A 21,425-nucleotide genomic window follows, 5' to 3' on the forward strand; every position below is an offset into this window, starting at 1 on the left:
GCCTGCCGCGGCACTGGCCGTCAGGTGGCCCTCAGGACGCCCCCGCCTTCCAGCGCTGGTCGTCCCCGCCCCGGTCCCGTCTCAGGAACACCGTGCCGTCGTCGTAGGGCGTCACCGCGTGGTCGGGAGCGATCGCCGGGCGGATCACGCCGCGGGAGTCGACCGTGAAGCGCAGGTTCTCCCCGTTGGGGCCGTCGACCGAGGAGCACTCCCAGATTCCGACGCCCCGGTAGGTGGAGCCGCGGCTGTCCAGACAGAAGCCGGGGTCGGCCTCCGACTGCAGGACGCCGCGCGCGGCGTCGACGCGCCAGCGCTGGGTCGGGGACGACGTGCACGGGGCCGTGATGACGTCGGTACCCAGGTCCATGTCCCCGTCGCGGATGTCCAGGCACAGACCCGAGGCGATGTTCACCACCTGGGCGAACGTGCCGTTCGGCGGGTGCGCGACGGGAGGTTTCGGCTTCGGGGGCGCCGGGTGTGCGGTCGCCGTTCGTGAGGGCGTCGGTGTGGGGCTCGGCGACGTCGTCGCAGGAGTCCGGGAAGGAGAGGGCGAGGACGACGGCGTCACCGAGACCGTCGCCGTCGCCGTCACCGTCACCGCGGGCGGCGGCGTCGGCCGGCGGATGTCGTTCGCGACCCGCGCCGGCTCCGAACCGCCCGAGGCCGCCAGATAGACCAGCAGCGGAACCAGCGCCACACCCGCGGCCGTCGCCGCCAGCGTGAACCGCCGCGACGGCCACCAGTCGGCGAGCCGCGCCGCGGCGGCCGCGCACTGCTCCTCCGCTTCGCCCCGTGTGTACGCCGTGCCGCCCCACGGCAGCAGCCCCTCCGCCAGCGCCGCGCGCGGGGCGTCCCGCAGGTGCGACAGCTCCTCGTACGCGGTGGCGCAGTGCACGCAGTACGCCATGTGGGCGTGCAGATCGGCGCTGTAGCGCGGCTTGTCCGGGCGCACCGACTCCTCGATGAGCCGCCGGAAGTCCTGGCAGCGCGGGTTGCCGGAGCCGGCGAGCCGGGTCTTCAGGACGGACTCGCGCAGCGCCTTGAACGCCGGTTCGATGTCGTACGTCACATCCTGCGGGGACAGGCCGAGCAGAACGGCCGCGCGCTCCGGCGGTTCCTGGTCGACGACGCCGTACCAGACCAGGCCCTGCACCCGGACCGGGAGCGCCTGGAACGCCGCCAGCATCGCCGGAGTCACGCCCTCGGGTCCGGCCGCCCGCAGATACGTGAGCAGCCCCGGATCGAGCCGGGCCGCGCGTTCGTCCGTCGCCCAGGAGGCGGCCACCCGTCCCACGAGGAGCAGGAGCCGATGCCGCCAGGGGCCGCGCGGGTCGGTGCCGCGGGCGGTGTCGCGGGCCGCGAGGGCGAATGCCTGAGCGGTCAGCTGCCGGGCCGCCGTCTCGTCGACCGCGCACAGCCGCGCGTAGGCGTGGACCGCGGGGCGGTGGCGCATGCGTAGTTCGCGCAGCGCTGGATACGCGGTCGGGGTGTCCTTCCTCAGCAGATCGGTGAGGCGGGCGTCGGGCACCGTACCGTGCATGCCGCCGCCGGCCCCGGCGTCGTCGTCATCGTCGTCGTCCCGTTCCGCCCGGGTCATCCCGCTGCCTCCTCGCAGCCCGTGTCCGCCGACGGGCACGCCTGGGTTCCAGACGTACTGGCCGGTATGGGTTGACCATAGTGAGGGAAGTCACTCTGCGGGAAAAGGGGTTCCCGTGGGTAACCGGGGAACACGTTGTAAGCAGGTGATGAACGGTCGGGGAACAACCTGTGAGTGGTGTGTCCGAACGCAAGTCGCCCGGTGTCCGGCCGAATTCCGGGATTCGGCCGGACACCGGGCGGCTGGTGCCACTCGGCTGGTGCCACTCGAGGCTCGATGGGTGTCGCGCGGAGTGTCACGCACCGCGTACCCGCGGCGGATGCCGTGTCACCGCGTACCCGCGGCGGTTCCGTGTCACCGCGTAGCCGTGGCGGATGTCACGCGCCGCGGAGCGGCGCCGGATCTCACTCCTCGACAGTGAGCCCCTTGCGCAGGCGTCCCAGGGTGCGGGACAGCAGCCGTGACACGTGCATCTGCGAGATGCCCAGCTCGTCGCCTATCTCCGACTGCGTCATGTTGGCCACGAAGCGCAGTGAGAGGATCTTCCGGTCACGCGGCGGAAGTTCGGCGATCAGCGGCTTGAGCGACTCGACGTACTCGATGCCCTCGAGCCCGTGGTCCTCGTAGCCGATGCGGTCCGCGAGGGCGCCCTCGGAGTCGTCCTCCTCGGGCTGGGCGTCCAGGGAGCTGGCCGTGTAGGCGTTCGACGCGGCCATGCCCTCGACGACCTCCTCGTTGGAGATGCCGAGGCGTTCGGCCAGTTCGGCCACGGTGGGTGCGCGGTCGAGCTTCTGGGCCAGTTCGTCACCGGCCTTCGCCAGGTCGAGTCGTAGCTCCTGCAGCCGACGCGGGACGCGGACCGACCACGAGGTGTCGCGGAAGAAACGCTTGATCTCGCCGACGATCGTCGGCATCGCGAAGGTGGGGAACTCGACGCCTCTGCTGAGTTCGAACCGGTCGATGGCCTTGATCAGGCCGATCGTGCCCACCTGGATGATGTCCTCCATCGGCTCGCTGCGCGAGCGGAAGCGGGAGGCGGCGAACTTCACCAGGGCCAGGTTCAGTTCGACGAGTGTGTTGCGCACGTACGAGTATTCGTGCGTGCCCTCTTCGAGTGACTCGAGCCTCTCGAAGAGCGTCTTGGACAGAGCCCGGGCGTCGACCGGTCCCACTTCGTGGTACGGGGGGATCTCCGGTAGGTCGGCCAGGCCGTCGGGCCCGGTGAGGCCTTCGTGGTCGGCCAGGACGTCGCCGTGGTCGTGGTCCGGTCGATCCAGGGGAATTGTCGACGTCGCCTTCTGGGTCTGCGATGCGTCGAGCCGGGGTGACATGATGTCCTCCATCGTTGTCGGCATATGGCCGCCGATGCCCATATGTGCACTGCGGTGTGCGGCGCCCTCCAAAGCCGGCCGTGTTGAATAGGTGTCTGTACTAGCCCTACCCGCTTTCGCCGACCGTTCGCAAGTGCGTACTGTGCCGAAATGTCCGAATTGGTGGGGTTGTTCGGGTGCCGAGAGGCGCGCAGAGGGCGTAATGTTCGAGGGCGTCCATCATCAACCACGACGGTCGGGAGAGAGACGGCATGGACCGCGGGACGGTCGGCAGCGCACAGTCGGGCCGGCTTCTGGTCGAGGTGCGACAAGAAGGCACGAGTGCCGTCGTGACCCCGGCGGGTGAGCTGGACCACCACACCGCCGATCTGCTGCGCGAACCGCTCGAGGACTGCCTCGAGAAGGGGTTCTCGCGCCTGGTCGTCGACTGCTCGGGGCTGGAGTTCTGCGACTCCACCGGGCTGAACGTCCTGCTCTCCGCCCGGCTGAAGGCCGAGTCCGCGGGGGGCGGGGTCCACCTCGTGGGGATGCAGCCGGTGGTGGCCCGGGTCTTCGAGATCACCGGGGCGGACGCCGTCTTCACCGTCCACGACACGCTGGACGCGGCGCTGGCCGAATGACACGGCCGATGGTTCGCGTCCCGGATGTCTCCGCGTTATCGGCGCGTTACGCGCGTCACAGACCCGGGCCGAATCCGTGGGTGTTCCAGCGATCCGGTCGGGCAGGAGACATGCTGACTATGTCGGCAGCGAGGGCGAAGGCCGCAAGAAGAGCGCCTGGGACGCACGGCACGAGCACCAACCGGCGGATACGACGCCGACCCCCGTACTGACCGAGTGTTGAATGTGAACTGGTGAATCGGTGAGGTGAAGCGCTGATGAGCACCACCCGGCCCTACTCGCCGGGCGACCGCGGCCCCGAGCCCAGCGGCGCTTCCGGAACGTCCGCGCAGGGCATGCCGGGCGAGGGCGCCTCCTCCGGGGGCCCCGGGGAGGCGGCACCCTCCGCTGCCCGGCAGGCCCGCAGGCTGAGCTTCGCGGGCGAGAGCGGGGTCGTGCCGCTCGCTCGTGACTTCACCCGCCAGGCTCTGCACGCGTGGGGCTGGCTGCCCGCCGCCACCGCCGACCAGCGGGCCGCGGCCGAGGACGTGCTGCTCGTCGTCTCCGAACTGGTCACCAACGCCTGCCTGCACGCCGAGGGCCCGGAAGAACTGTGGATCGCCTGCGACAACAAGGTGCTGCGCATCGAGGTCTCCGACCGGGGCGCGGGCCAGCCCGCCCCGCGCACCCCGCACCGCGCGGGACGCCCCGGTGGTCACGGGATGTTCATCGTGCAGCGGCTCTGCCTGGACTGGGGCGTCGTCAGGACTCCCGGCGTCGCCGGCAAGACGGTGTGGGCGGAGCTCGGCGCGCCCGCCTGACGGGCTCGGCCACCTAGCGTCCTGCCTTCGGTCGCCTTGCGGGTCTCCGACCTTCGGTCGCCTTGCAGGCGCCTGACCTCCGGTCGCCTTGCGGATGTCCGACCTTCGGTCGCCTTGCAGGCGCCTGACCTCCGGTCGCCTTGCAGATGCCTGACCTCCGGTCGCCTTGCAGGCGTCTGACCTCCGTCCTCGGTCCCCCTCGGGCATCTGACGTAGGGTCCCCTTGCCGGCGCCCGCCCCCCCCCGGCCGCCTGCGGACTTCTGGCCTCCCGCCGCTGTCGCGGACTTCCGCCCCCGCCGAACCTCGCGGACTTCCGCCCTTGTTCGCCTCGCGGACTTCCGCCCCACGCCGCCTCGGGACTCCCCCCCCCGTCACCCCGCGGACGTCTGACCTCCGGTTACCCGCGGTTCGAACCCTTCTTCGTGCGACACGCCTCGCGCGCCGGATCCCCACGGATCCCGCGCGCCCCTGTGTCTTCCCTCCCCACGGCCCCGGGCGTACCTTGACGGCCGATCTGATGTGCCGTCAGGAATGAGGGGACCGTGTCGTACCGGAAACGAAGCGCCGCGCTCGCGTCCGCCGCCGCCCTGGCCGGCTCGGCGGTCCTGATGGCCGCTCCCGCGGCCCGGGCCGAGGTCGTCGACGTCAACTACCAGTGCAGGACGCCGATCGGCGACAAGAGCGCCGTCTCGCCCATCGACATCAGGGGTGTCCGGAGCGGCAGCGCCTACCGGATCACCATGTCCTGGCAGAAGGGCGTCTCCTCCAGCCCGGTCGAACTGGGCAAGGGCGCGATGAGCCCGAGCGCCACGATCGTGGTGGGCGGCGCCGACAGCGGCACCCTGACGGTCACGGGCCCGGCCAACCAGGCGGCGATCCCCGCCGACACCCCCATCAAGATCAGCGACCTGAGCGGCACGTACACGCCCGGGAAGACCGGCAGGGTCACCTTCACCGCGGGCGTGCTCACCATCAAGGCGCTCGGTACGACGACCACGTGCACGCCCGCCAACCACCCGGGCCCGTCCCTGACCCTCGACGTCACGGCGGCCGGCGGCGGCACCGGCGGCACCTCCGGCTCCGCCCCGGGCGGCACGTCCTCCGGCGGGCAACTGCCGCAGACCGGACCCGAGGACTCCGTGGTCGCCCTCGGCACCCTCGGCGGCACCGTCCTGCTGGCGGGCGCGGCCGGGGTGCTGTGGCTGACGCGCCGCAACCAGGCGGTACGCCACTGAGCCGACCCCGTGCCCACAGGAGCCGCCATGCCGTACGTCCGCCACGACCTCGCCCTCGCCTGTGCGGGCCCGCAGGCCGCCGCGCCCGCGTCCGCCGGCCCACCCGGCGCTTCAAGCGGTGGACGTCCTGGTCACGGTGGCCGCGGCGGGCGGGGCGAACGGCCGGACGCGCGAGCCGAGTTGACGGGAGCGGCGACGTGAAGGGGAGTATCTCGGCGTTTGCGGCGGTGCTCGCGCTGGTCCTGGCACCCCTGGCGGTCCCCGCCTGGGGTGCCGGCGAACCGGCCGTGAAGCTGTCCGCCGCGCAGGCGGGGACGGGCGGTTCGATCACCGTGACCGGCAGCCGCTGGCGGCCGGGTGCGCTGCTGATGATCCTGGTCTGCGGGCAGGCCACGCCGTCCCGGGGAGTGATCGGCGGCACCAACTCCTGCGCCAACGCGGACGGACGGGCCGTCACGACCGACGCGGGCGGGCACTTCGCCAGGAAGCTGCCGGTGACCGAGCCGCCCGTGCCCTGCCCCTGCGTGGTGCACGTCGCCACCGTCACCGGGGCCGGGGCGAGCGCCGACGCGGTCTTCCAGGTCGCGGGGCACCCCGTGCGGCCGCTGCCCGCCGAGTCCGCCGCCGGGCGGCTCTCGGTGCTGACGGACACCCGTCTCGACGGCTCCAGCGGGCTGCTGACCTGGTTCGGGGCGCCGCCCCGGCGCACGCTCGTGTTCACCGTCGGCAACGCCGGCTCCTCGCCGGTGAAGGACCCCGTCTTCCGCGTCGGCACCTCGCACGGCGTGTTCGCACCGCAGTGGGACGAGCAGCAGTGGCACGGCACGGTCGCGCCCGGCCGGAAGGCGGAGATCAGGCTGCCGGTGGAGCTCACGGCGGGCGCCCACGGCGACTACACGGTCTCCCTGGAGTACGCCGGCAAGGTCGTCGCGGAGCAGCCGTGGGGGGTGGGCCGGCCCTGGGGCGTGACCGTCTTCTGGGCCCTGGTCTGCCTGGTGGTACCGGCGGCCGTGTTCCGCGTCGGCATGGCGGTCGTGGACCGGGTGCGGCCGCGCGGCGTGGTGGTGCGCCGCCGGGGGCCGGGGCGGCCCGACCTCGCCCTGCACCTGCCGAAGCCGCCCGCTCCCGCGCAGACCGGCACGACGCCGGCCCTGCCGTGGTTCACCCCGGACACGGATCCGGGGACCGCGGCGAGCGGCCGGCTCTCCGCACCGCACGAGGACAGTCCGGCGACCCCGACGAAGGGAAACACGTGAGAACGCAACGGAGCGCGTCCAAGGCGGCGGGCGGCAGGAGAGCGGTCGGGAGCGGCGGCGGCAGGAGAGCGGTTCGGAGCGGCGGCAGAAGGGCGAGCGCGGCCGGAGCGGCACTGATGCTGGGCGGCGCGGGCATCCTGCTCGGTATGGCCGCGGCGCCCGCCCGGGCGGCCGACGTGTCGTACGCCACCGAGTGCGTGCCGCCCTCGGTCTCCGGGCTGCCCCCGGTCGAGGGCACCACCAAGGTGGAGATCACGGCACCGGCGCAGGCCAAGGTCGGCGACGAGGTGACGGTCACCTGGAAGTTCGTGCAGGCCGCGTCCAAGAACCCCGATGTGCTCGACCTGGACAAGGACACGGTCAAGCCGACCGGCACGCTGAAGGCGGGCGGCGCGCAGACCGCCGCCATCGCCATGGAGGGGCCGCGGTCGAACCCGCCGATCCCCAAGAACAGCGACATGAGACTGTCCGACATGACGGGCACCCTGAAGCTGACGGCGCCGGGCGAGGTGACGCTGACACCGGACGCGTACACCATCAACGTCAGCAAGCCGATCTCCACGGACACCAAGTGCACTCCGAAGGAGACGGTGGGGCCGGCCGCGACCATCAAGGTGACCGACGCGGGCGGGGGAGCCGGTGGCACGAGCGGGACACCGACGCCGGGCGGACCGACCTCGTCCGCATCCGCCACGTCCCCGGCCACGAGCGCGGGCGGCACCGGCGGTGAGGGCGGGCAGACGGATTTCACGGGCACGGAGGTCCAGGTCCCGTACGCCTGCAGGACGCCCATCGGCGACAAGAGCGCCACCTCGCCCGTGCGGATCGACGCGCGGAGGAACGGCGGTGACTTCGCCCTGACCGTGCGGTTCGCGAAGTCCGTGATGGACAGCCCGGCGAACATCCCGAAGGGCTCGGTGAAGCCGTCGATGCAGGTCGTGCTGGGCGGCGCCGACAAGGGCACCGTCCCCGTCGAGGGGCCGGCGAACGCGCGGGACATCAAGGCCGGCGACCCGATCACGATCCCCGACCTGACGGGCACCTACAGGCCGGGCGCGAGCGGGCGTTCCACCTTGTCGCCGGGCGTGCTGACCATCAGTGCCCTCGGCACCACCACGACGTGCACACCGACGAAGACACAGGTGTCCCTGACCCTGGACACCTCCCAGCAGCCGGGCGGGGCGTCCGGAGGCACGTCGTCGGGGGGTGCGGCGGCGGGCGGTGCGTCGTCGGGTGGCGCGTCGTCGGGTGGCGCGGCGGCGGGCGGTGCGGCCGCCGGCGGTCTGGCCCAGACGGGTTCGGACGACCACGGCACCCTCAAGGCCCTCGGCCTGGTGGCGGGAACGGCGATCCTGCTGGGCGGGGCGGTCTTCACGTTCCTGCCGCGCCGGCCACCGCGGTAGGCGCGGAGCCCGGGGGCGCCTTCCGCGCGGGCCGCCCCCGGGTACCGGGCGGGCGTGGCGCGAGGGCGGTGAACCGAAGGGGCGCCGCACCCTGTGGTGCGGCGCCCCTTGCGATGGTTCAGCCGGGCCGGCCAGGCCTCAGTGGACGTCGCCCATGAGTTCCTTGACCTTGCCGCGGTACATCCACACCGCCAGACCGGCGAGCGCGGCGAGCGCGGCCTCCAGCGTCACGATGCCCGTCTTGTTCAGGTCGACGCCCGCGATGGACAGCAGACCGGTCGTGGCGTCACCGGCGGTGACGGCCAGGAACCAGACGCCCATCATCTGGGAGGCGTACTTCGCGGGCGCCATCTTGGTCGTCACCGACAGGCCCACCGGCGACAGCGTCAGCTCACCGACCGTCTGCACGAAGTAGATCGCCACCAGCCACAGCGCGGCCGCCTTGTGACCGCCGTCGGCGATCGCCATCGGGGCGAGGAAGAGGAAGAAGGACGCGCCGATCAGGACCAGGCCCATGGCGAACTTCACCGCGGTGCTCGGCTCCTTGCCGCGCCGGGCCAGCGCCAGCCACGCCCAGGCGAAGACCGGGGCCAGCGCCATGATCATGACCGGGTTGACCGACTGGTACCAGGAGACCGGGAAGTTCCACCCGAAGATCGTGTTCTTGGCCGAGGAGTCGGCGAACAGCGACACGGTCGAGCCGCCCTGGTCGTAGATCATCCAGAACACGGCCGCGGCGACGAAGAACCAGATGTACGCCGTCATCTTCGACTGGTCGGTGCGGTCCAGTTCCTTGTCCCGCTTGATGCGGGCGATGACCAGGACCGGGATGATCAGGCCGGCGAGGGTGATCGGGACCAGCAGCCAGTTCAGCGTGTAGACGCCGGAGAACCCGACGATCGCGTAGAAGACGACCGCGAGGCCCGCCCACAGGGCGGCCTTGGTCAGGGTGGCCTTCTTCTCCTCGGCGGACAGCGGGGTCGGGACGACCTCGGACTGGGAGCTCAGGTGACGGCCGCCGAGCAGGTACTGGCCGAGGCCGAGCGCCATGCCGAGCGCGGCGAGCGCGAAGCCCAGGTGCCAGTTGACGCTCTCGCCGACCGTGCCGATGACCAGCGGCGCGGCGAAGGCGCCCAGGTTGATGCCGATGTAGAAGAGGGTGAAGCCACCGTCGCGGCGCGGGTCGTCCGGGCCGTCGTAGAGGTGGCCGACCATCGTCGAGATGTTCGCCTTCAGCAGGCCCGAGCCGATCGCGACGAGGCCGAGGCCGGCGAAGAAGGTGCCGGCGGTCGGCAGGGCCAGCGTGAGGTGGCCCAGCATGATGACGAAGCCCGCCACGGCGACCGTCTTGCGCGGACCGAGGACCCGGTCGGCGAACCAGCCGCCCGGCAGGGCGAGCAGGTACACCAGCGACACGTACACCGAGTAGATCGCGGTCGCGGTGGCCGCGCTCAGGTGCAGGCCGCCCGGTGCCACCAGGTAGAGCGGGAGGAGGGCCCTCATGCCGTAGTAGGAGAACCGCTCCCACATCTCCGTCATGAAGAGTGTGGCCAGTCCGCGGGGGTGGCCGAAGAAGGTCTTCTCGGACCCGGGGGTGCCCGGGCGGACCGAGTCCTTCGTCAGGCTGGACGCCATGGTCGTTCCTTGCTGGTCGGGACGCGCTGCACGAGCGTCACGCGCCCGTGGGGGGACGGCCGGCACCGGCGGGATCGGACGTCCGCCCCCACGCCCACGGGGGTGTCCGCCCCGGATCACGGAGCGGTGGACGGCGACCACCGGGATCCACGCCTCTACGCGCGTTGAGCGCTCGAGGCCCGGCCACAGGTCATTCCTTCGAGGCTGGGAGGAGGCCAGCCCGCACATAAAAGAGACCTTCAGCGTCGAGCTACCGCCAAAGGTCCCTGCTGGTGCTACAGGCGTTCTCATCACCATACGGCACGGCACGGCGGGATATGGAAGGACTTGAGACGCGGATCACAGGTAGTTACGGAACTATGGTCACCCATTCGAAGGTCTACGCCCAAATGGCCCCCAAGAGGTGCAGGCGCGACCACGCAGCGTCACGGCCGGCGGCGAGGGTGCATCGTCCCAGGTACAGGTAAGAATTCGCATCCGCAGATCACACCCGTGATCACACCTTTGCTCTTCTCCTCGGCGGACTACCATCACCCCATGACCCGTGTACTGCTCGCCGAGGACGACGCGTCCATCTCGGAGCCGCTGGCCCGTGCCCTGCGCCGGGAGGGTTACGAGGTCGAGGTGCGCGAGGACGGACCCACCGCGCTCGACGCCGGAATGCAGGGCGGCGTCGACCTGGTCGTGCTGGACCTCGGGCTGCCCGGCATGGACGGTCTGGAGGTGGCCCGCCGGCTGCGCGCCGACGGCCACACCGTCCCGATCCTGATCCTGACCGCCCGGGCCGACGAGGTGGACACCGTCGTCGGCCTCGACGCGGGCGCCGACGACTACGTCACCAAGCCGTTCCGGCTCGCCGAACTGCTCGCCCGCGTCCGGGCACTGCTGCGGCGCGGCGCCACCGAGCCCGCGCAGCCGCCCGCCACGCACGGCGTGCGCATCGACGTGGAGTCGCACCGGGCCTGGATGGGCGACGAGGAGCTGCAGCTCACCGCCAAGGAGTTCGACCTGCTCCGGGTCCTGGTCCGGGACGCGGGCCGGGTCGTCACGCGCGACCAGCTGATGCGCGAGGTCTGGGACACGACGTGGTGGTCGTCCACGAAGACCCTGGACATGCACATCTCCTGGCTCCGCAAGAAGCTGGGCGACGACGCGGCGAATCCGCGGTACATCGCGACGGTACGGGGCGTGGGCTTCCGGTTCGAGAAGAACTAGGCGCCCTGCCGCTGGACCGTCGCCGGGAGCCGGTGTGGTTCACGGGTGGTCGCGGCGCGTCCACGTCGTGGCTCGTGGGCGTCCGCGGCCGTGGGTCGCTCGTGGCCGGTCGCGCCGTTCCCCGCGCCCTCGGGTGCGGCCCCACCTCCCGGGTGCGGAAGTGCCCAGGCACACTGGTCGTCGTACCTGTTCCCGCCGGAGGCCTCCGTGCGTCGTCGTCTCATCCAGTCCACCCTCGCGGTCGTCCTCGTGGTGATCGCGGTCTTCGGTGTTTCCCTCGTGATCGTCGAGACGCGGACGATCAGCAACAGCGCCCAGGAGCGCGTCGACTCCGAGGCGCTGCGCCTCGCCAGCATCGTGGACAGCCGGATCCTCGGCGACGAGAAGGTCAACGCGGCCGTCTTCAAGGACCAGGTCACCGGTGACAGGTACGCGGTGATCGACATCCCCGGCCAGCCCACCATCCGGGTCGGCAACCAGCCCGCCGGTGACGTCATCCACTCCACGACCAAGGGCGAGGAGGGGGAGACCGTCCGCGTCGAGGAGCCCCGCTCCGCCGTCACCCGCGAGGTCGGCCGTACGCTGCTGATCATCGCTCTGGTGGCGCTGCTCGCGATCATCGCGGCCGTGCTGCTCGCGGTGCGCCAGGCCAACCGTCTCGCCTCCCCGCTGACCGACCTCGCCGAGACCGCCGAGCGCCTCGGCTCCGGCGACCCGCGGCCGCGCCACAAGCGGTACGGCGTCCCGGAGCTGGACCGGGTGGCCGACGTCCTCGACGCCTCCGCCGAGCGGATCGGCCGCATGCTGACCGCCGAGCGGCGTCTCGCGGCGGACGCCTCGCACCAGTTGCGCACGCCCCTGACAGCGCTGTCCATGCGGCTGGAGGAGATCACGCTCACCGACGACCCGGACACGGTGAAGGAGGAGGCGACGATCGCGCTGACGCAGGTGGAGCGGCTCACGGACGTCGTGGAGCGGCTGCTGACGAACGCCCGCGACCCGCGCACCGGCTCCGCCGTCTCCTTCGACCTGGACGAGGTCATCCAGCAGCAGCTCGCCGAGTGGCGGCCCGCCTACCGCAGCGTGGGCCGTGCGATCGTCAGCTCCGGGAAACGGCACCTGCGGGCCGTGGGGACGCCGGGGGCGGTCGCGCAGGTGCTGGCGGCGCTGATCGAGAACTCGCTCATGCACGGGGGCGGCACGGTCGCCCTGCGCACCCGGGTCACCGGCAACCAGGCGGTCGTGGAGGTCACGGACGAGGGGTCGGGGGTGCCGCCGGAGCTGGGCTCCCGCATCTTCGAGCGCACCATCAGCGGCCGTAACTCCACGGGCATCGGGCTCGCGGTGGCGCGTGATCTGGCGGAGGCCGACGGCGGCCGTCTGGAGATGCTGCAGGCCAAGCCCCCGGTCTTCGGCCTCTTCCTGTCCCGTACCCCGCTGAAGATGCCCGCCGCACCCGAGGAACCGGAACCCACGGTGCGATGAGCCGGCGCGGGGGCGCACGGGGGGACGAGCCGGGGCCGGCGCACTCCTGAAGCGGTCGCCCGGGGCCTGCTGGCAAGGGCCGTCCGGGGCCTGCGCGGAAGCGGTCGGTCAGGACGTGCCCGGTGCACCGCGCGGGGCGCTACGCCTGTTCAGGCGGCCGCGGGGCGATGCGTTCGGTCAGCGGTTCGCGTGCTCGTCGTGGCGGCGCCGCTTCTCCGCCTCGTGGAGTATCGACTCGGCGCCCGCGACCGCCGACGTCGCCGGCATGGCCCGGAACACCCAGGTGCGGTACGACCAGAAGCGGAACAGCGTCCCGAGGCCGATGCCGAGGAACTTGAACACGTTGCTCTGCAGCGGGCTGTCCCAGCCGAGCCCGTACGTCGCCACGTACAGCACGCCGTTCTCGATCACCAGTCCCGCCGCGCTGAACACCAGGAACAGGGTCATCTCGCGGGTGCGCCCGCCCTTGTCCCGGTCCCGGTAGGTGAAGTAGCGGAAGCCGATGTAGTTGAAGACGATCGCGACGACCGTGGCGATGATGCTCGCCCGGACCACCTGGAGACCGGTGACGTTGCGCACCAGGTTGAACACCAGGAGGTTGACGAGCAGTCCCGCCCCGCCGACCGCGCCGAACTTGGCGATCTCGCGCAGCAGCCGGTCGAACTTCCGGCGCACCGCACCCTGGGGCTTGTCCTTCAGGCCTGTGGAACCGCTGCCCATCGTGTCGCCAGCCCCCGTCGGGTCGGTTGTGCTCGGTCGCGTCGGTGTGTCGTCGTGCCGCTCGGTCGTGTCCGCCCTCGGCGGAAGGCGCCGAACGGCTCCGTCAACCCGGCCATGCTAACCAGCGCCGGTGAGCGACGTCCGGGGACCATACATGAGGACGGAAAGAAAGCCACCTCGAACGGACTTTCGGAAATGCTGGGGGCGGTCCTCGCCCACTCCTTCGAAAGTCCCTCCGAAACGGCGCTCCAAACACCCTCCGCGGGGACGGAAACCGGCCTGCCTGGCCGGGCCGATACCCTAGGGGCGTGACGTTCCCGGTAGTCGGCATGGTCGGCGGTGGCCAGCTCGCTCGTATGACCCACGAGGCGGGCATCCCGCTCGGCATCAGGTTCAAGCTCCTCAGTGACACACCCCAGGACTCCGCGGCACAGGTCGTGAACGACGTAGTCGTCGGCGACTACCGCGACCTGGAGACGCTGCGTGCCTTCGCGCAGGGCTGTGACGTGATCACCTTCGATCACGAGCACGTGCCCACCGAGCACCTGCGGGCCCTGGAGGCGGACGGCATCCCCGTGCGCCCCGGCCCGGACGCGCTCGTGCACGCCCAGGACAAGGGCGTCATGCGCGCCAAGCTCGACGCGATCGGCGTGCCCTGCCCGCGGCACCGGATCGTCGACGACCCCGAGGACGTGGCGGCTTTCGCGGCCGAGGGCGAGGGCTTCCCCGTCGTCCTGAAGACCGTCCGCGGCGGCTACGACGGCAAGGGCGTCTGGGTGGTGAACTCCGTCGAGGAGGCCGAGGATCCCTTCCGCGCCGGTGTCCCCGTCCTCGCCGAGGAGAAGGTCGACTTCGTCCGGGAGCTGGCCGCCAACGTCGTACGGTCGCCGCACGGGCAGGCCGTCGCCTACCCGGTGGTGGAGTCCCGGCAGGTGAACGGCGTCTGCGACACCGTGATAGCCCCGGCCCCCGACCTGGACGACGCCCTCGCCCTCGAGGCCGAGCAGCTCGCGCTCACCATCGCCAAGGAGCTGGGCGTCGTCGGTCACCTCGCCGTGGAGCTGTTCCAGACCCGCGACGGCCGCATCCTGGTCAACGAACTGGCGATGCGCCCGCACAACTCGGGCCACTGGTCGATGGACGGCGCGATCACCTCGCAGTTCGCCAACCACGTCCGGGCCGTCCTCGACCTCCCGCTCGGCGACCCGCGCCCGCGCGCCAAGTGGACGGTCATGGTCAACGTGCTGGGCGGCGACTACCCCGACATGTACTCGGCGTACCTGCACTGCATGGCCCGCGACCCTCAGCTCAAGATCCACATGTATGGCAAGGACGTGAAGCCCGGCCGCAAGGTGGGCCACGTCAACACCTACGGCGACGACCTCGACGACGTGCTGGAGCGCGCCCGTCATGCAGCCGGCTACCTGAGAGGCACGATCACCGAATGAGCCCAGTTGTTGGCATCGTCATGGGGTCCGACTCCGACTGGCCGGTCATGGAGGCCGCCGCCAAGGCCCTCGACGAGTTCGAGATCGCCTACGAGGTCGACGTCGTCTCCGCGCACCGCATGCCGCGCGAGATGGTCGCCTACGGCGAGCAGGCGGCGGAGCGCGGTCTGAAGGTGATCATCGCGGGCGCGGGCGGCGCCGCCCACCTGCCCGGCATGCTCGCCTCCGTCACCCCGCTGCCCGTCATCGGCGTCCCGGTCCCGCTGAAGTACCTCGACGGCATGGACTCGCTGCTGTCGATCGTCCAGATGCCGGCCGGTGTCCCCGTGGCCACCGTCTCCGTCGGCGGCGCCCGCAACGCGGGGCTGCTCGCGGCCCGCATCCTAGCCGCGCACGACGAGGACCTCCTGCAGCGGATGCGGGAGTTCCAGCAGGACCTCAACGACCAGGCCACCGAGAAGGGCAAGCGCCTGCGCTCCAAGGTCGAGGGAGCGGCGGCGGGCTTCGGCTTCAACTCGGGGAAGTGACGCGATGACCTCGCCGTCCCTTCAGACGGCCCGGGAACTGCTGCGGGAGTTCCCGGTCGTCGACGGGCACAACGACCTGCCCTGGGCGCTGCGCAAACAGGCCCGGTACGACCTCGACGCCCTGGACATCGCCCGGCACCAGAACACCCGTCTGCACACCGACCTGCCCCGGCTGCGCGAGGGCGGGGTCGGCGCCCAGTACTGGTCGGTGTACGTGCCCTGCGACCTGCCCGACCCGGTGCCCGCGACACTGGAGCAGATCGACTGCGTACGGCAGCTCCTCGCCCGCTACCCGGCGGACCTGGCCCCCGCCCTGACCGCCGCCGACATGGAGACGGCGCGCAAGGAGGGCCGTATCGCCTCCCTGATGGGCGCGGAGGGCGGCCACTCCATCGCGAACTCGCTCGGCACGCTGCGGGGCCTGTACGCGCTCGGTGTGCGCTACATGACCCTCACCCACAACGACAACGTGGCGTGGGCGGACTCCGCGACCGACGAACCGGGCGTGGGGGGTCTGTCGGACTTCGGCCGCGAGGTGGTCCGGGAGATGAACCGCCTCGGCATGCTCGTCGACCTCTCCCACGTGGCGGCGACCACGATGCACGACGCGCTGGACACCGCCGAAGCGCCGGTGATCTTCTCGCACTCCTCCGCCCGCGCGGTGTGCGACCACCCGCGCAACATCCCCGACGACGTCCTCGAACGCCTGCCCGCCAACGGCGGCGTGGCGATGGCGACGTTCGTGCCGAAGTTCGTCCTCCAGGCCGCCGTCGACTGGACGGCCGCCGCGGACGACAACATGCGCGCGCACGGCCTGCACCCCCTCGACACCACCCCCGAGGCGATGAAGGTCCACCGCGCCTTCGAGGAGCGCACCCCGCGCCCGGTCGCCACGGTCGCGACGGTCGCCGACCACCTCGACCACATGCGCGAGGCGGCGGGCATCGACCACGTCGGCATCGGCGGCGACTACGACGGCACGGCCTTCACCCCGGACGGCCTGGGCGACGTCTCCGGCTACCCGAACCTGATCGCGGAGCTGCTGGAGCGCGGCTGGTCGAAGGCCGACCTGGCGAAGCTGACCTGGCAGAACGCGGTACGGGTGCTGGGCGCGGCCGAGGACGTGGCACGCGATCTGCAGACCACGCGCACACCGTCCCTGGCGACCATCGAGGACCTCGACGGCTGACGGTCCGGTCCGGCCGCCCGGCCGCCCCGCCCGTCATGGGGTGGGGCGGGGCGGCCGGACACTTCACGTGTGCTCGATCCGGCACAGGCAGAACGGGTGTCCTGCCGGGTCGGCGTACACCATGAAGTCCTTCTTCTCCCGGTCCTCCACGTCCAGCGGCCGCGCGCCCAGCGCCAGCACCTTCTCGTGCGCCGCGTCCACCTCCGCCCAGGTGGAACCGGCGTCGAAGTCGATGTGGAACTGCTGCGAGTTGCGGTCCGCACGCGGCCACTCCGGCGGGGTGTGGTCCTCCGCCCGCTGGAAGGCCAGCCTCGGCCCGTCCGGGATCCGCAGGACGACCCAGTCCTCGTCCTCGGCCTTGGGTGTCCCGCCGCCCACGCGCGCGTAGAACTCGGCGAGCGCGCGGGGGTCCGGACAGTCGATCACCACACTGCGGAAACGTGCCACGGCGGGCATGGAGCCTCCCTCGATGTCAGCAGGCGCAGAGACAGAACGGGTGCCCGGCCGGGTCCGCGTAAACGCGGAAGCTGCGCGAGCGGTCCTCCGTGTCGAGCGGCTTGGCGCCCAACTCCAGTACCCCCTTCTCCGCCGCGTCCAGGTCCTCCACCACGAGATCCAGGTGGAACTGCTGCGAGTGGTGGGGCGCGGGCCACCGCGGCGGTACGAATCCGGGCGCGGCCTGGAAGGCCAGCGCCCGCCCGCCGGGCACCTGGAGGTCCACCCAGTCCCCCTCGCCCTCGACACGGCCGCCGAGCACCTCGGCGTAGAAGGCGGCGAGCGCGCCCGGGTCCGGGCAGTCCAGGACGACGGGGCCGAGCTTGGCGAGAGCCATGACTTCCTCCTCCGGATCGGAGTTACCCATAGAGCCGAGTAACCGGTAACGGTTACTGCATGCTCCCGTTCATCGGGTAACAAGGCAAGGGGTACACGCCGACGTTTCGCCGTGATCGCGACCTGGCGCGGGGCCGGCGGGTGAGCAGGTCCCCGACCGGCCACGGTTACCGCCTCCGGCGGCACTGGAGGTAACGTCGCGGCATGAGTGAGAGAGCGCCCGCGCCCGGCGGCCTGGAACTCGTCCGGGCCCTGGTGAACACGCTGGACCTCGCGTCGGGCGCCGACTCGCTGGACACCGCGGAGGGCCGCGCCCGCTTCGCGCTCACCGAGGACGAACTGCCGCGCGCCCGGGAACTGCGCGAGTCGCTGCGCGCCGCGCTGCTCGCCCACGCCGGCCACCCGCCCCACCGCGAGGTGACCCCGCTGACCCGGCTGCTGGCGCACACCCCGCTGTACGTGGCCGTCGACGACCGGGACGGCTCGGCCCGCCTGACCCCCGCCGACGGCGACTGTCTGCACGCGCGCGTGGCGGCCGCCGTCGCCGAGGCGCTGACCGCGGGCACCTGGGGCCGCCTGAAGGCCTGTGAGGCCGTGGACTGCCACTGGGCGTACTACGACCGCAGTCCGGCCGGACGCGGCCGCTGGTGCTCGATGGCGGTGTGCGGGGCGCGCGCGAAGATGCGGCGGTACCGGGCGAAGGAGGCGTGATCCCGGGGGAGGTTCACCGGCCGGACGACGGCCCGGTGGTGCAGAATGCAACAGGACGCCGGTCCGGCCGACTGAGCCTCGGCCGGACCGGCGTCACCCGTTACGCCTACGCGGTGGGGCGGCCCATCGCCCGGTACGTCCACCCGGCCCGGCGCCACACCTCCGGGTCGAGCGCGTTGCGGCCGTCCAGCATGATCCGGGAGGCCACCGCCTCGCCCAGCTCCGCCGGGTCCAGCTCGCGGAACTCACGCCACTCGGTGAGGTGCAGGACGACATCGGCGCCCCGGACCGCCTCCAGCGCCGAGCCGCCGTAGCCGAGCGTCGGGAACAGCCGCCGCGCGTTGTCCATGCCCTTGGGGTCGTAGACCGTGACCTGGCCGCCCTGGAGGTGGATCTGCCCGGCCACGTTCAGCGCGGGCGAGTCACGGACGTCGTCCGAGTCAGGCTTGAAGGTGGCGCCGAGCACCGCGACCCGCTTGCCGAGGAACGAACCGCCGCCCAGCGCCTCCCGCGCCATCTCCACCATCTGGCCCCGCCGGCGCATGTTGATGGAGTCGATCTCCCGCAGGAACGTCAGCGCCTGGTCGGCGCCCAGCTCACCGGCGCGCGCCATGAAGGCCCGGATGTCCTTCGGCAGACAGCCGCCGCCGAAGCCGATCCCGGCGCGCAGGAACTTCCTGCCGATCCGGTCGTCGTACCCGATGGCCTCCGCCAGCTTGGCCACGTCGGCGCCCGCGGCCTCGCACACCTCCGCCATCGCGTTGATGAACGAGATCTTGGTGGCGAGGAAGGAGTTCGCGGCGGTCTTCACCAGCTCGGCGGTCGGGAAGTCGGTCACCACGAACGGCGTGCCCTCGGCGAGCGGCGTCGCGTACACCTCGCGCAGCAGCTTCTCGGCGCGCTCGCTGCGCACGCCGACGACGATCCGGTCCGGGTGCAGCGTGTCCTCGACGGCGAAGCCCTCGCGCAGGAACTCCGGGTTCCAGGCCAGTTCGGCGTCTCCGCCGGCGGGGGCGTGCTCGGCGAGGTACGTGGCGAGGCGGTCCGCGGAGCCGACGGGCACGGTCGACTTGCCGACGACGAGCGCGGGCCCCTTCAGGTGCGGCGCGAGGGAGGCGATCGCGGCGTCGACGTACGACATGTCGCAGGCGTACTCGCCGTGCTTCTGCGGGGTGTTCACACAGACGAAGTGGACATCGCCGAACTCGCCCAGCTCCGCCCAGTCAAGGGTGAAGCGCAGCCGCCCGCTGGAGCCCTCGATCCCCGCGACGTGCTTGCGCAGCAACTCGTCCAGACCGGGCTCGTACATCGGGGCCTCGCCCCGCTCGAGCCTCGCGATCTTCTCCGGGGCGACGTCCAGCCCCAGCACCTCGAACCCCAGCTCGGCCATGGCCGCGGCGTGCGTCGCGCCGAGATAGCCGGTGCCGATCACGGTGATCTTGAGGCTCATGGGTGCTCCAGAACGGGTAGGGCGGTGAACCGGTGCCCGAGCATAGCCGGGCCCTTCGCGGGGCAATTTCCCCGCTGTCGCCAAGCTCACGTACCCGTCCCGTGGGCGGCCCCCTAAAATTCCAGTTACTTAACGATTAGCGTCACCGTCACTGCGTCATCTGGAGCGTGAGAGACCTTGGCCGGATCGGCTGACTTCGACCTGTACCGCCCGTCCGAGGAGCACGACATGCTCCGTGACGCCATCCGCTCGCTGGCCGAGGCGAAGATCGCGCCGTACGCCGCCGCGGTGGACGAGGAGGCCCGCTTCCCGCAGGAGGCGCTGGAGGCCCTGGTCGCGAACGACCTGCACGCGGTGCACGTACCGGAGGAGTACGGCGGCGCGGGCGCCGACGCGCTCGCCACCGTCATCGTGATCGAGGAGGTGGCCCGCGTCTGCGTGTCGTCCTCCCTCATCCCGGCGGTCAACAAGCTCGGCTCGCTGCCGGTGATCCTCTCCGGTTCCGAGGAGCTGAAGAAGAAGTACCTGGCGCCGCTCGCCAAGGGCGACGCGATGTTCTCGTACTGCCTCTCCGAGCCGGAGGCGGGCTCCGACGCGGCCGGCATGAAGACGCGGGCCGTGCGCGACGGCGACCACTGGGTGCTCAACGGCGTCAAGCGCTGGATCACCAACGCGGGCGTCTCCGAGTACTACACGGTCATGGCGGTGACCGACCCCGAGAAGCGCTCCAAGGGCATATCCGCCTTCGTCGTCGAGAAGTCGGACCCGGGCGTCTCCTTCGGCGCCCCGGAGAAGAAGCTCGGCATCAAGGGCTCGCCCACCCGCGAGGTCTACTTCGACAACGTCCGCATCCCCGCCGACCGCATGATCGGCGAGGAGGGCACCGGCTTCGCCACGGCGATGAAGACCCTCGACCACACCCGCATCACCATCGCCGCCCAGGCCCTCGGTGTCGCGCAGGGCGCGTTCGACTACGCCAAGAACTACGTCAAGGAGCGCAAGCAGTTCGGCAAGCCGATCGCCGACTTCCAGGGCATCCAGTTCATGCTCGCCGACATGGCGATGAAGATCGAGGCCGCCCGCCAGCTCACCTACGCGGCCGCCGCCAAGTCCGAGCGCGGCGACTCCGACCTCACCTTCCAGGGCGCCGCCGCCAAGTGCTTCGCCTCGGACGTCGCCATGGAGGTCACCACGGACGCCGTCCAGCTCCTCGGCGGCTACGGCTACACCCGCGACTACCCGGTCGAGCGCATGATGCGCGATGCGAAGATCACCCAGATTTACGAAGGCACGAATCAGGTCCAGCGGATCGTGATGGCGAGGAACCTTCCCTAGCAGGGCTTGAAAAGAAGCGCTTGACCTGCGGAATCGGCCCCCGGCACCACGCCGGGGGCCGTTCGCGTGGGCCGCCGGGCCACCTCTTTCGAGGAAGCCGCAAGCCGAAGAGCCAGGGAAACGGAACGGAAGGGGAGAGCGTGTCGCAGAACGGTGACATCGAAACCGGCGGAGCGAACAAGGCGTCCGTTCTGTCGGTGGGACAGGTGCTGACGGCGCGGCGCACCATTCTGGCCGAGGACATCGCCGCCTTTGCCGCTCTTGTGGGTGACGAGGGACGGCACCACGTCTCCGCCGACGGGCCGGTCATGGCGCACGGGCTGCTGACAGCCTCGCTGGCGACGCAGGTCGGCGGCCGACTGGACTACATCGCGCGCCGGATGACGTGGGAGTTCGTCAGGCCCGTCTGGGAAGGGGAGACCATCACCGCACGCGTGACGGTGCGGGCACTGGAGCGGAAGCGCTCCGGCATCGGGATCGAGTTCGGCATTGTGATCGTCAACCAGGACGGCGACGAGGTGCTGCGCGGCGAGAGCACGGGCCTGGTGCGCGACTGAACGGGTGCCCGGGGGAGACCGGACGGCGCCGGCGGGGAATGAAGGAGATGCCGGCCAAGCGGGGCGCCGCATCGCATCG

General features: G+C 71.5%; 20 protein-coding genes. 13 read left to right on the plus strand and 7 right to left on the minus strand.

The features are described 5' to 3' along the window. Positions 1–31 precede the first annotated feature (31 nt). Positions 32–1,597, minus strand: coding sequence for a ricin-type beta-trefoil lectin domain protein (locus ACZ4SW_RS03795; protein ID WP_468237456.1), 1,566 nt, complete (start codon positions 1,595–1,597; stop codon positions 32–34). 404 nt (positions 1,598–2,001) lie between these two features. Further along, positions 2,002–2,928 (minus strand): RNA polymerase sigma factor SigF, encoded by a 927-nt coding sequence (locus ACZ4SW_RS03800; protein ID WP_468237458.1) that lies wholly within the window; start codon positions 2,926–2,928, stop codon positions 2,002–2,004. A 251-nt stretch (positions 2,929–3,179) separates the two neighbouring features. Between ACZ4SW_RS03800 and ACZ4SW_RS03805 the strand changes: the two genes are divergently transcribed. The 5 genes from ACZ4SW_RS03805 (at position 3,180) to ACZ4SW_RS03825 (ending at position 8,243) form a co-directional block, all read left to right on the plus strand. Continuing rightward, complete coding sequence (locus ACZ4SW_RS03805; RefSeq protein WP_389002946.1) at positions 3,180–3,548, plus strand: STAS domain-containing protein; 369 nt, start codon at positions 3,180–3,182, stop codon at positions 3,546–3,548. 257 nt (positions 3,549–3,805) lie between these two features. Next, positions 3,806–4,348, plus strand: coding sequence for an ATP-binding protein (locus ACZ4SW_RS03810; RefSeq protein ID WP_468237461.1), 543 nt, complete (start codon positions 3,806–3,808; stop codon positions 4,346–4,348). 543 nt (positions 4,349–4,891) lie between these two features. Next, positions 4,892–5,584 carry an LPXTG cell wall anchor domain-containing protein gene (locus tag ACZ4SW_RS03815; RefSeq protein ID WP_468237464.1) on the plus strand — a complete coding sequence of 231 codons (693 nt, stop codon included), beginning with the start codon at positions 4,892–4,894 and terminating at the stop codon, positions 5,582–5,584. A 197-nt stretch (positions 5,585–5,781) separates the two neighbouring features. Beyond that, positions 5,782–6,840 carry a hypothetical protein gene (locus ACZ4SW_RS03820; protein ID WP_468237466.1) on the plus strand — a complete coding sequence of 353 codons (1,059 nt, stop codon included), beginning with the start codon at positions 5,782–5,784 and terminating at the stop codon, positions 6,838–6,840. Positions 6,841–6,956: 116 nt separating this feature from the next. Further along, the gene (locus ACZ4SW_RS03825) at positions 6,957–8,243 is read left to right on the plus strand and encodes a hypothetical protein (protein WP_468237606.1); all 1,287 of its coding nucleotides are present in this window, start codon (positions 6,957–6,959) and stop codon (positions 8,241–8,243) included. Between the two features lie 138 nt (positions 8,244–8,381). Here the strand turns inward: ACZ4SW_RS03825 and ACZ4SW_RS03830 are convergent, their stop codons facing one another. Then, positions 8,382–9,878 (minus strand): oligopeptide:H+ symporter, encoded by a 1,497-nt coding sequence (locus tag ACZ4SW_RS03830; RefSeq protein WP_468237468.1) that lies wholly within the window; start codon positions 9,876–9,878, stop codon positions 8,382–8,384. Positions 9,879–10,415: 537 nt separating this feature from the next. Between ACZ4SW_RS03830 and ACZ4SW_RS03835 the strand changes: the two genes are divergently transcribed. Both ACZ4SW_RS03835 and ACZ4SW_RS03840 read left to right on the plus strand, forming a co-directional pair. Continuing rightward, the gene (locus tag ACZ4SW_RS03835) at positions 10,416–11,093 is read left to right on the plus strand and encodes a response regulator transcription factor (protein WP_263230290.1); all 678 of its coding nucleotides are present in this window, start codon (positions 10,416–10,418) and stop codon (positions 11,091–11,093) included. A 207-nt stretch (positions 11,094–11,300) separates the two neighbouring features. Further along, positions 11,301–12,578 (plus strand): ATP-binding protein, encoded by a 1,278-nt coding sequence (locus ACZ4SW_RS03840; RefSeq protein WP_468237472.1) that lies wholly within the window; start codon positions 11,301–11,303, stop codon positions 12,576–12,578. A 177-nt stretch (positions 12,579–12,755) separates the two neighbouring features. On the opposite strand, the gene ACZ4SW_RS03845 is transcribed toward ACZ4SW_RS03840, so the two are convergent. After that, positions 12,756–13,298, minus strand: coding sequence for a GtrA family protein (locus ACZ4SW_RS03845; protein ID WP_468237474.1), 543 nt, complete (start codon positions 13,296–13,298; stop codon positions 12,756–12,758). Between the two features lie 308 nt (positions 13,299–13,606). Here ACZ4SW_RS03845 and ACZ4SW_RS03850 point away from each other — a divergent pair, with 308 nt between their 5' ends. From ACZ4SW_RS03850 to ACZ4SW_RS03860, 3 genes are read left to right on the plus strand one after another with little or no spacing between them, the layout of a single operon-like run. Next, positions 13,607–14,746, plus strand: a complete 1,140-nt coding sequence (locus ACZ4SW_RS03850; RefSeq protein ID WP_468237477.1) for a 5-(carboxyamino)imidazole ribonucleotide synthase — start codon at positions 13,607–13,609, stop codon at positions 14,744–14,746. Then, the gene (gene purE, locus ACZ4SW_RS03855) at positions 14,743–15,273 is read left to right on the plus strand and encodes a 5-(carboxyamino)imidazole ribonucleotide mutase (protein ID WP_468237479.1); all 531 of its coding nucleotides are present in this window, start codon (positions 14,743–14,745) and stop codon (positions 15,271–15,273) included. The genes ACZ4SW_RS03850 and purE overlap by 4 nt, the downstream gene beginning before the upstream one ends. 4 nt (positions 15,274–15,277) lie before the next feature. Continuing rightward, positions 15,278–16,462, plus strand: a complete 1,185-nt coding sequence (locus ACZ4SW_RS03860) for a dipeptidase (RefSeq protein WP_468237482.1) — start codon at positions 15,278–15,280, stop codon at positions 16,460–16,462. A gap of 63 nt (positions 16,463–16,525) precedes the next feature. Here the strand turns inward: ACZ4SW_RS03860 and ACZ4SW_RS03865 are convergent, their stop codons facing one another. Together ACZ4SW_RS03865 and ACZ4SW_RS03870 are read right to left on the minus strand one after the other, a co-directional pair. After that, entirely contained in the window at positions 16,526–16,918 is a 393-nt protein-coding gene (locus ACZ4SW_RS03865) for a VOC family protein (RefSeq protein WP_468237485.1), read from the minus strand. A 16-nt stretch (positions 16,919–16,934) separates the two neighbouring features. Then, complete coding sequence (locus ACZ4SW_RS03870) at positions 16,935–17,294, minus strand: VOC family protein (RefSeq protein ID WP_468237487.1); 360 nt, start codon at positions 17,292–17,294, stop codon at positions 16,935–16,937. Between the two features lie 203 nt (positions 17,295–17,497). On the opposite strand from ACZ4SW_RS03870, the gene ACZ4SW_RS03875 reads away from it, so the two are divergent. After that, positions 17,498–18,004, plus strand: a complete 507-nt coding sequence (locus ACZ4SW_RS03875; protein ID WP_468237490.1) for a CGNR zinc finger domain-containing protein — start codon at positions 17,498–17,500, stop codon at positions 18,002–18,004. A 106-nt stretch (positions 18,005–18,110) separates the two neighbouring features. Here ACZ4SW_RS03875 and ACZ4SW_RS03880 read toward each other — a convergent pair whose 3' ends face one another. Further along, entirely contained in the window at positions 18,111–19,454 is a 1,344-nt protein-coding gene (locus ACZ4SW_RS03880; RefSeq protein WP_468237492.1) for a UDP-glucose dehydrogenase family protein, read from the minus strand. A gap of 177 nt (positions 19,455–19,631) precedes the next feature. Here ACZ4SW_RS03880 and ACZ4SW_RS03885 point away from each other — a divergent pair, with 177 nt between their 5' ends. Together ACZ4SW_RS03885 and ACZ4SW_RS03890 are read left to right on the plus strand one after the other, a co-directional pair. Then, positions 19,632–20,789, plus strand: coding sequence for an acyl-CoA dehydrogenase (locus ACZ4SW_RS03885; RefSeq protein WP_389002901.1), 1,158 nt, complete (start codon positions 19,632–19,634; stop codon positions 20,787–20,789). A gap of 140 nt (positions 20,790–20,929) precedes the next feature. Continuing rightward, positions 20,930–21,346, plus strand: a complete 417-nt coding sequence (locus ACZ4SW_RS03890) for a hotdog family protein (protein WP_468237495.1) — start codon at positions 20,930–20,932, stop codon at positions 21,344–21,346. Positions 21,347–21,425: the final 79 nt, after the last annotated feature.

The organism is Streptomyces sp. NPDC028331 (assembly GCF_055565775.1).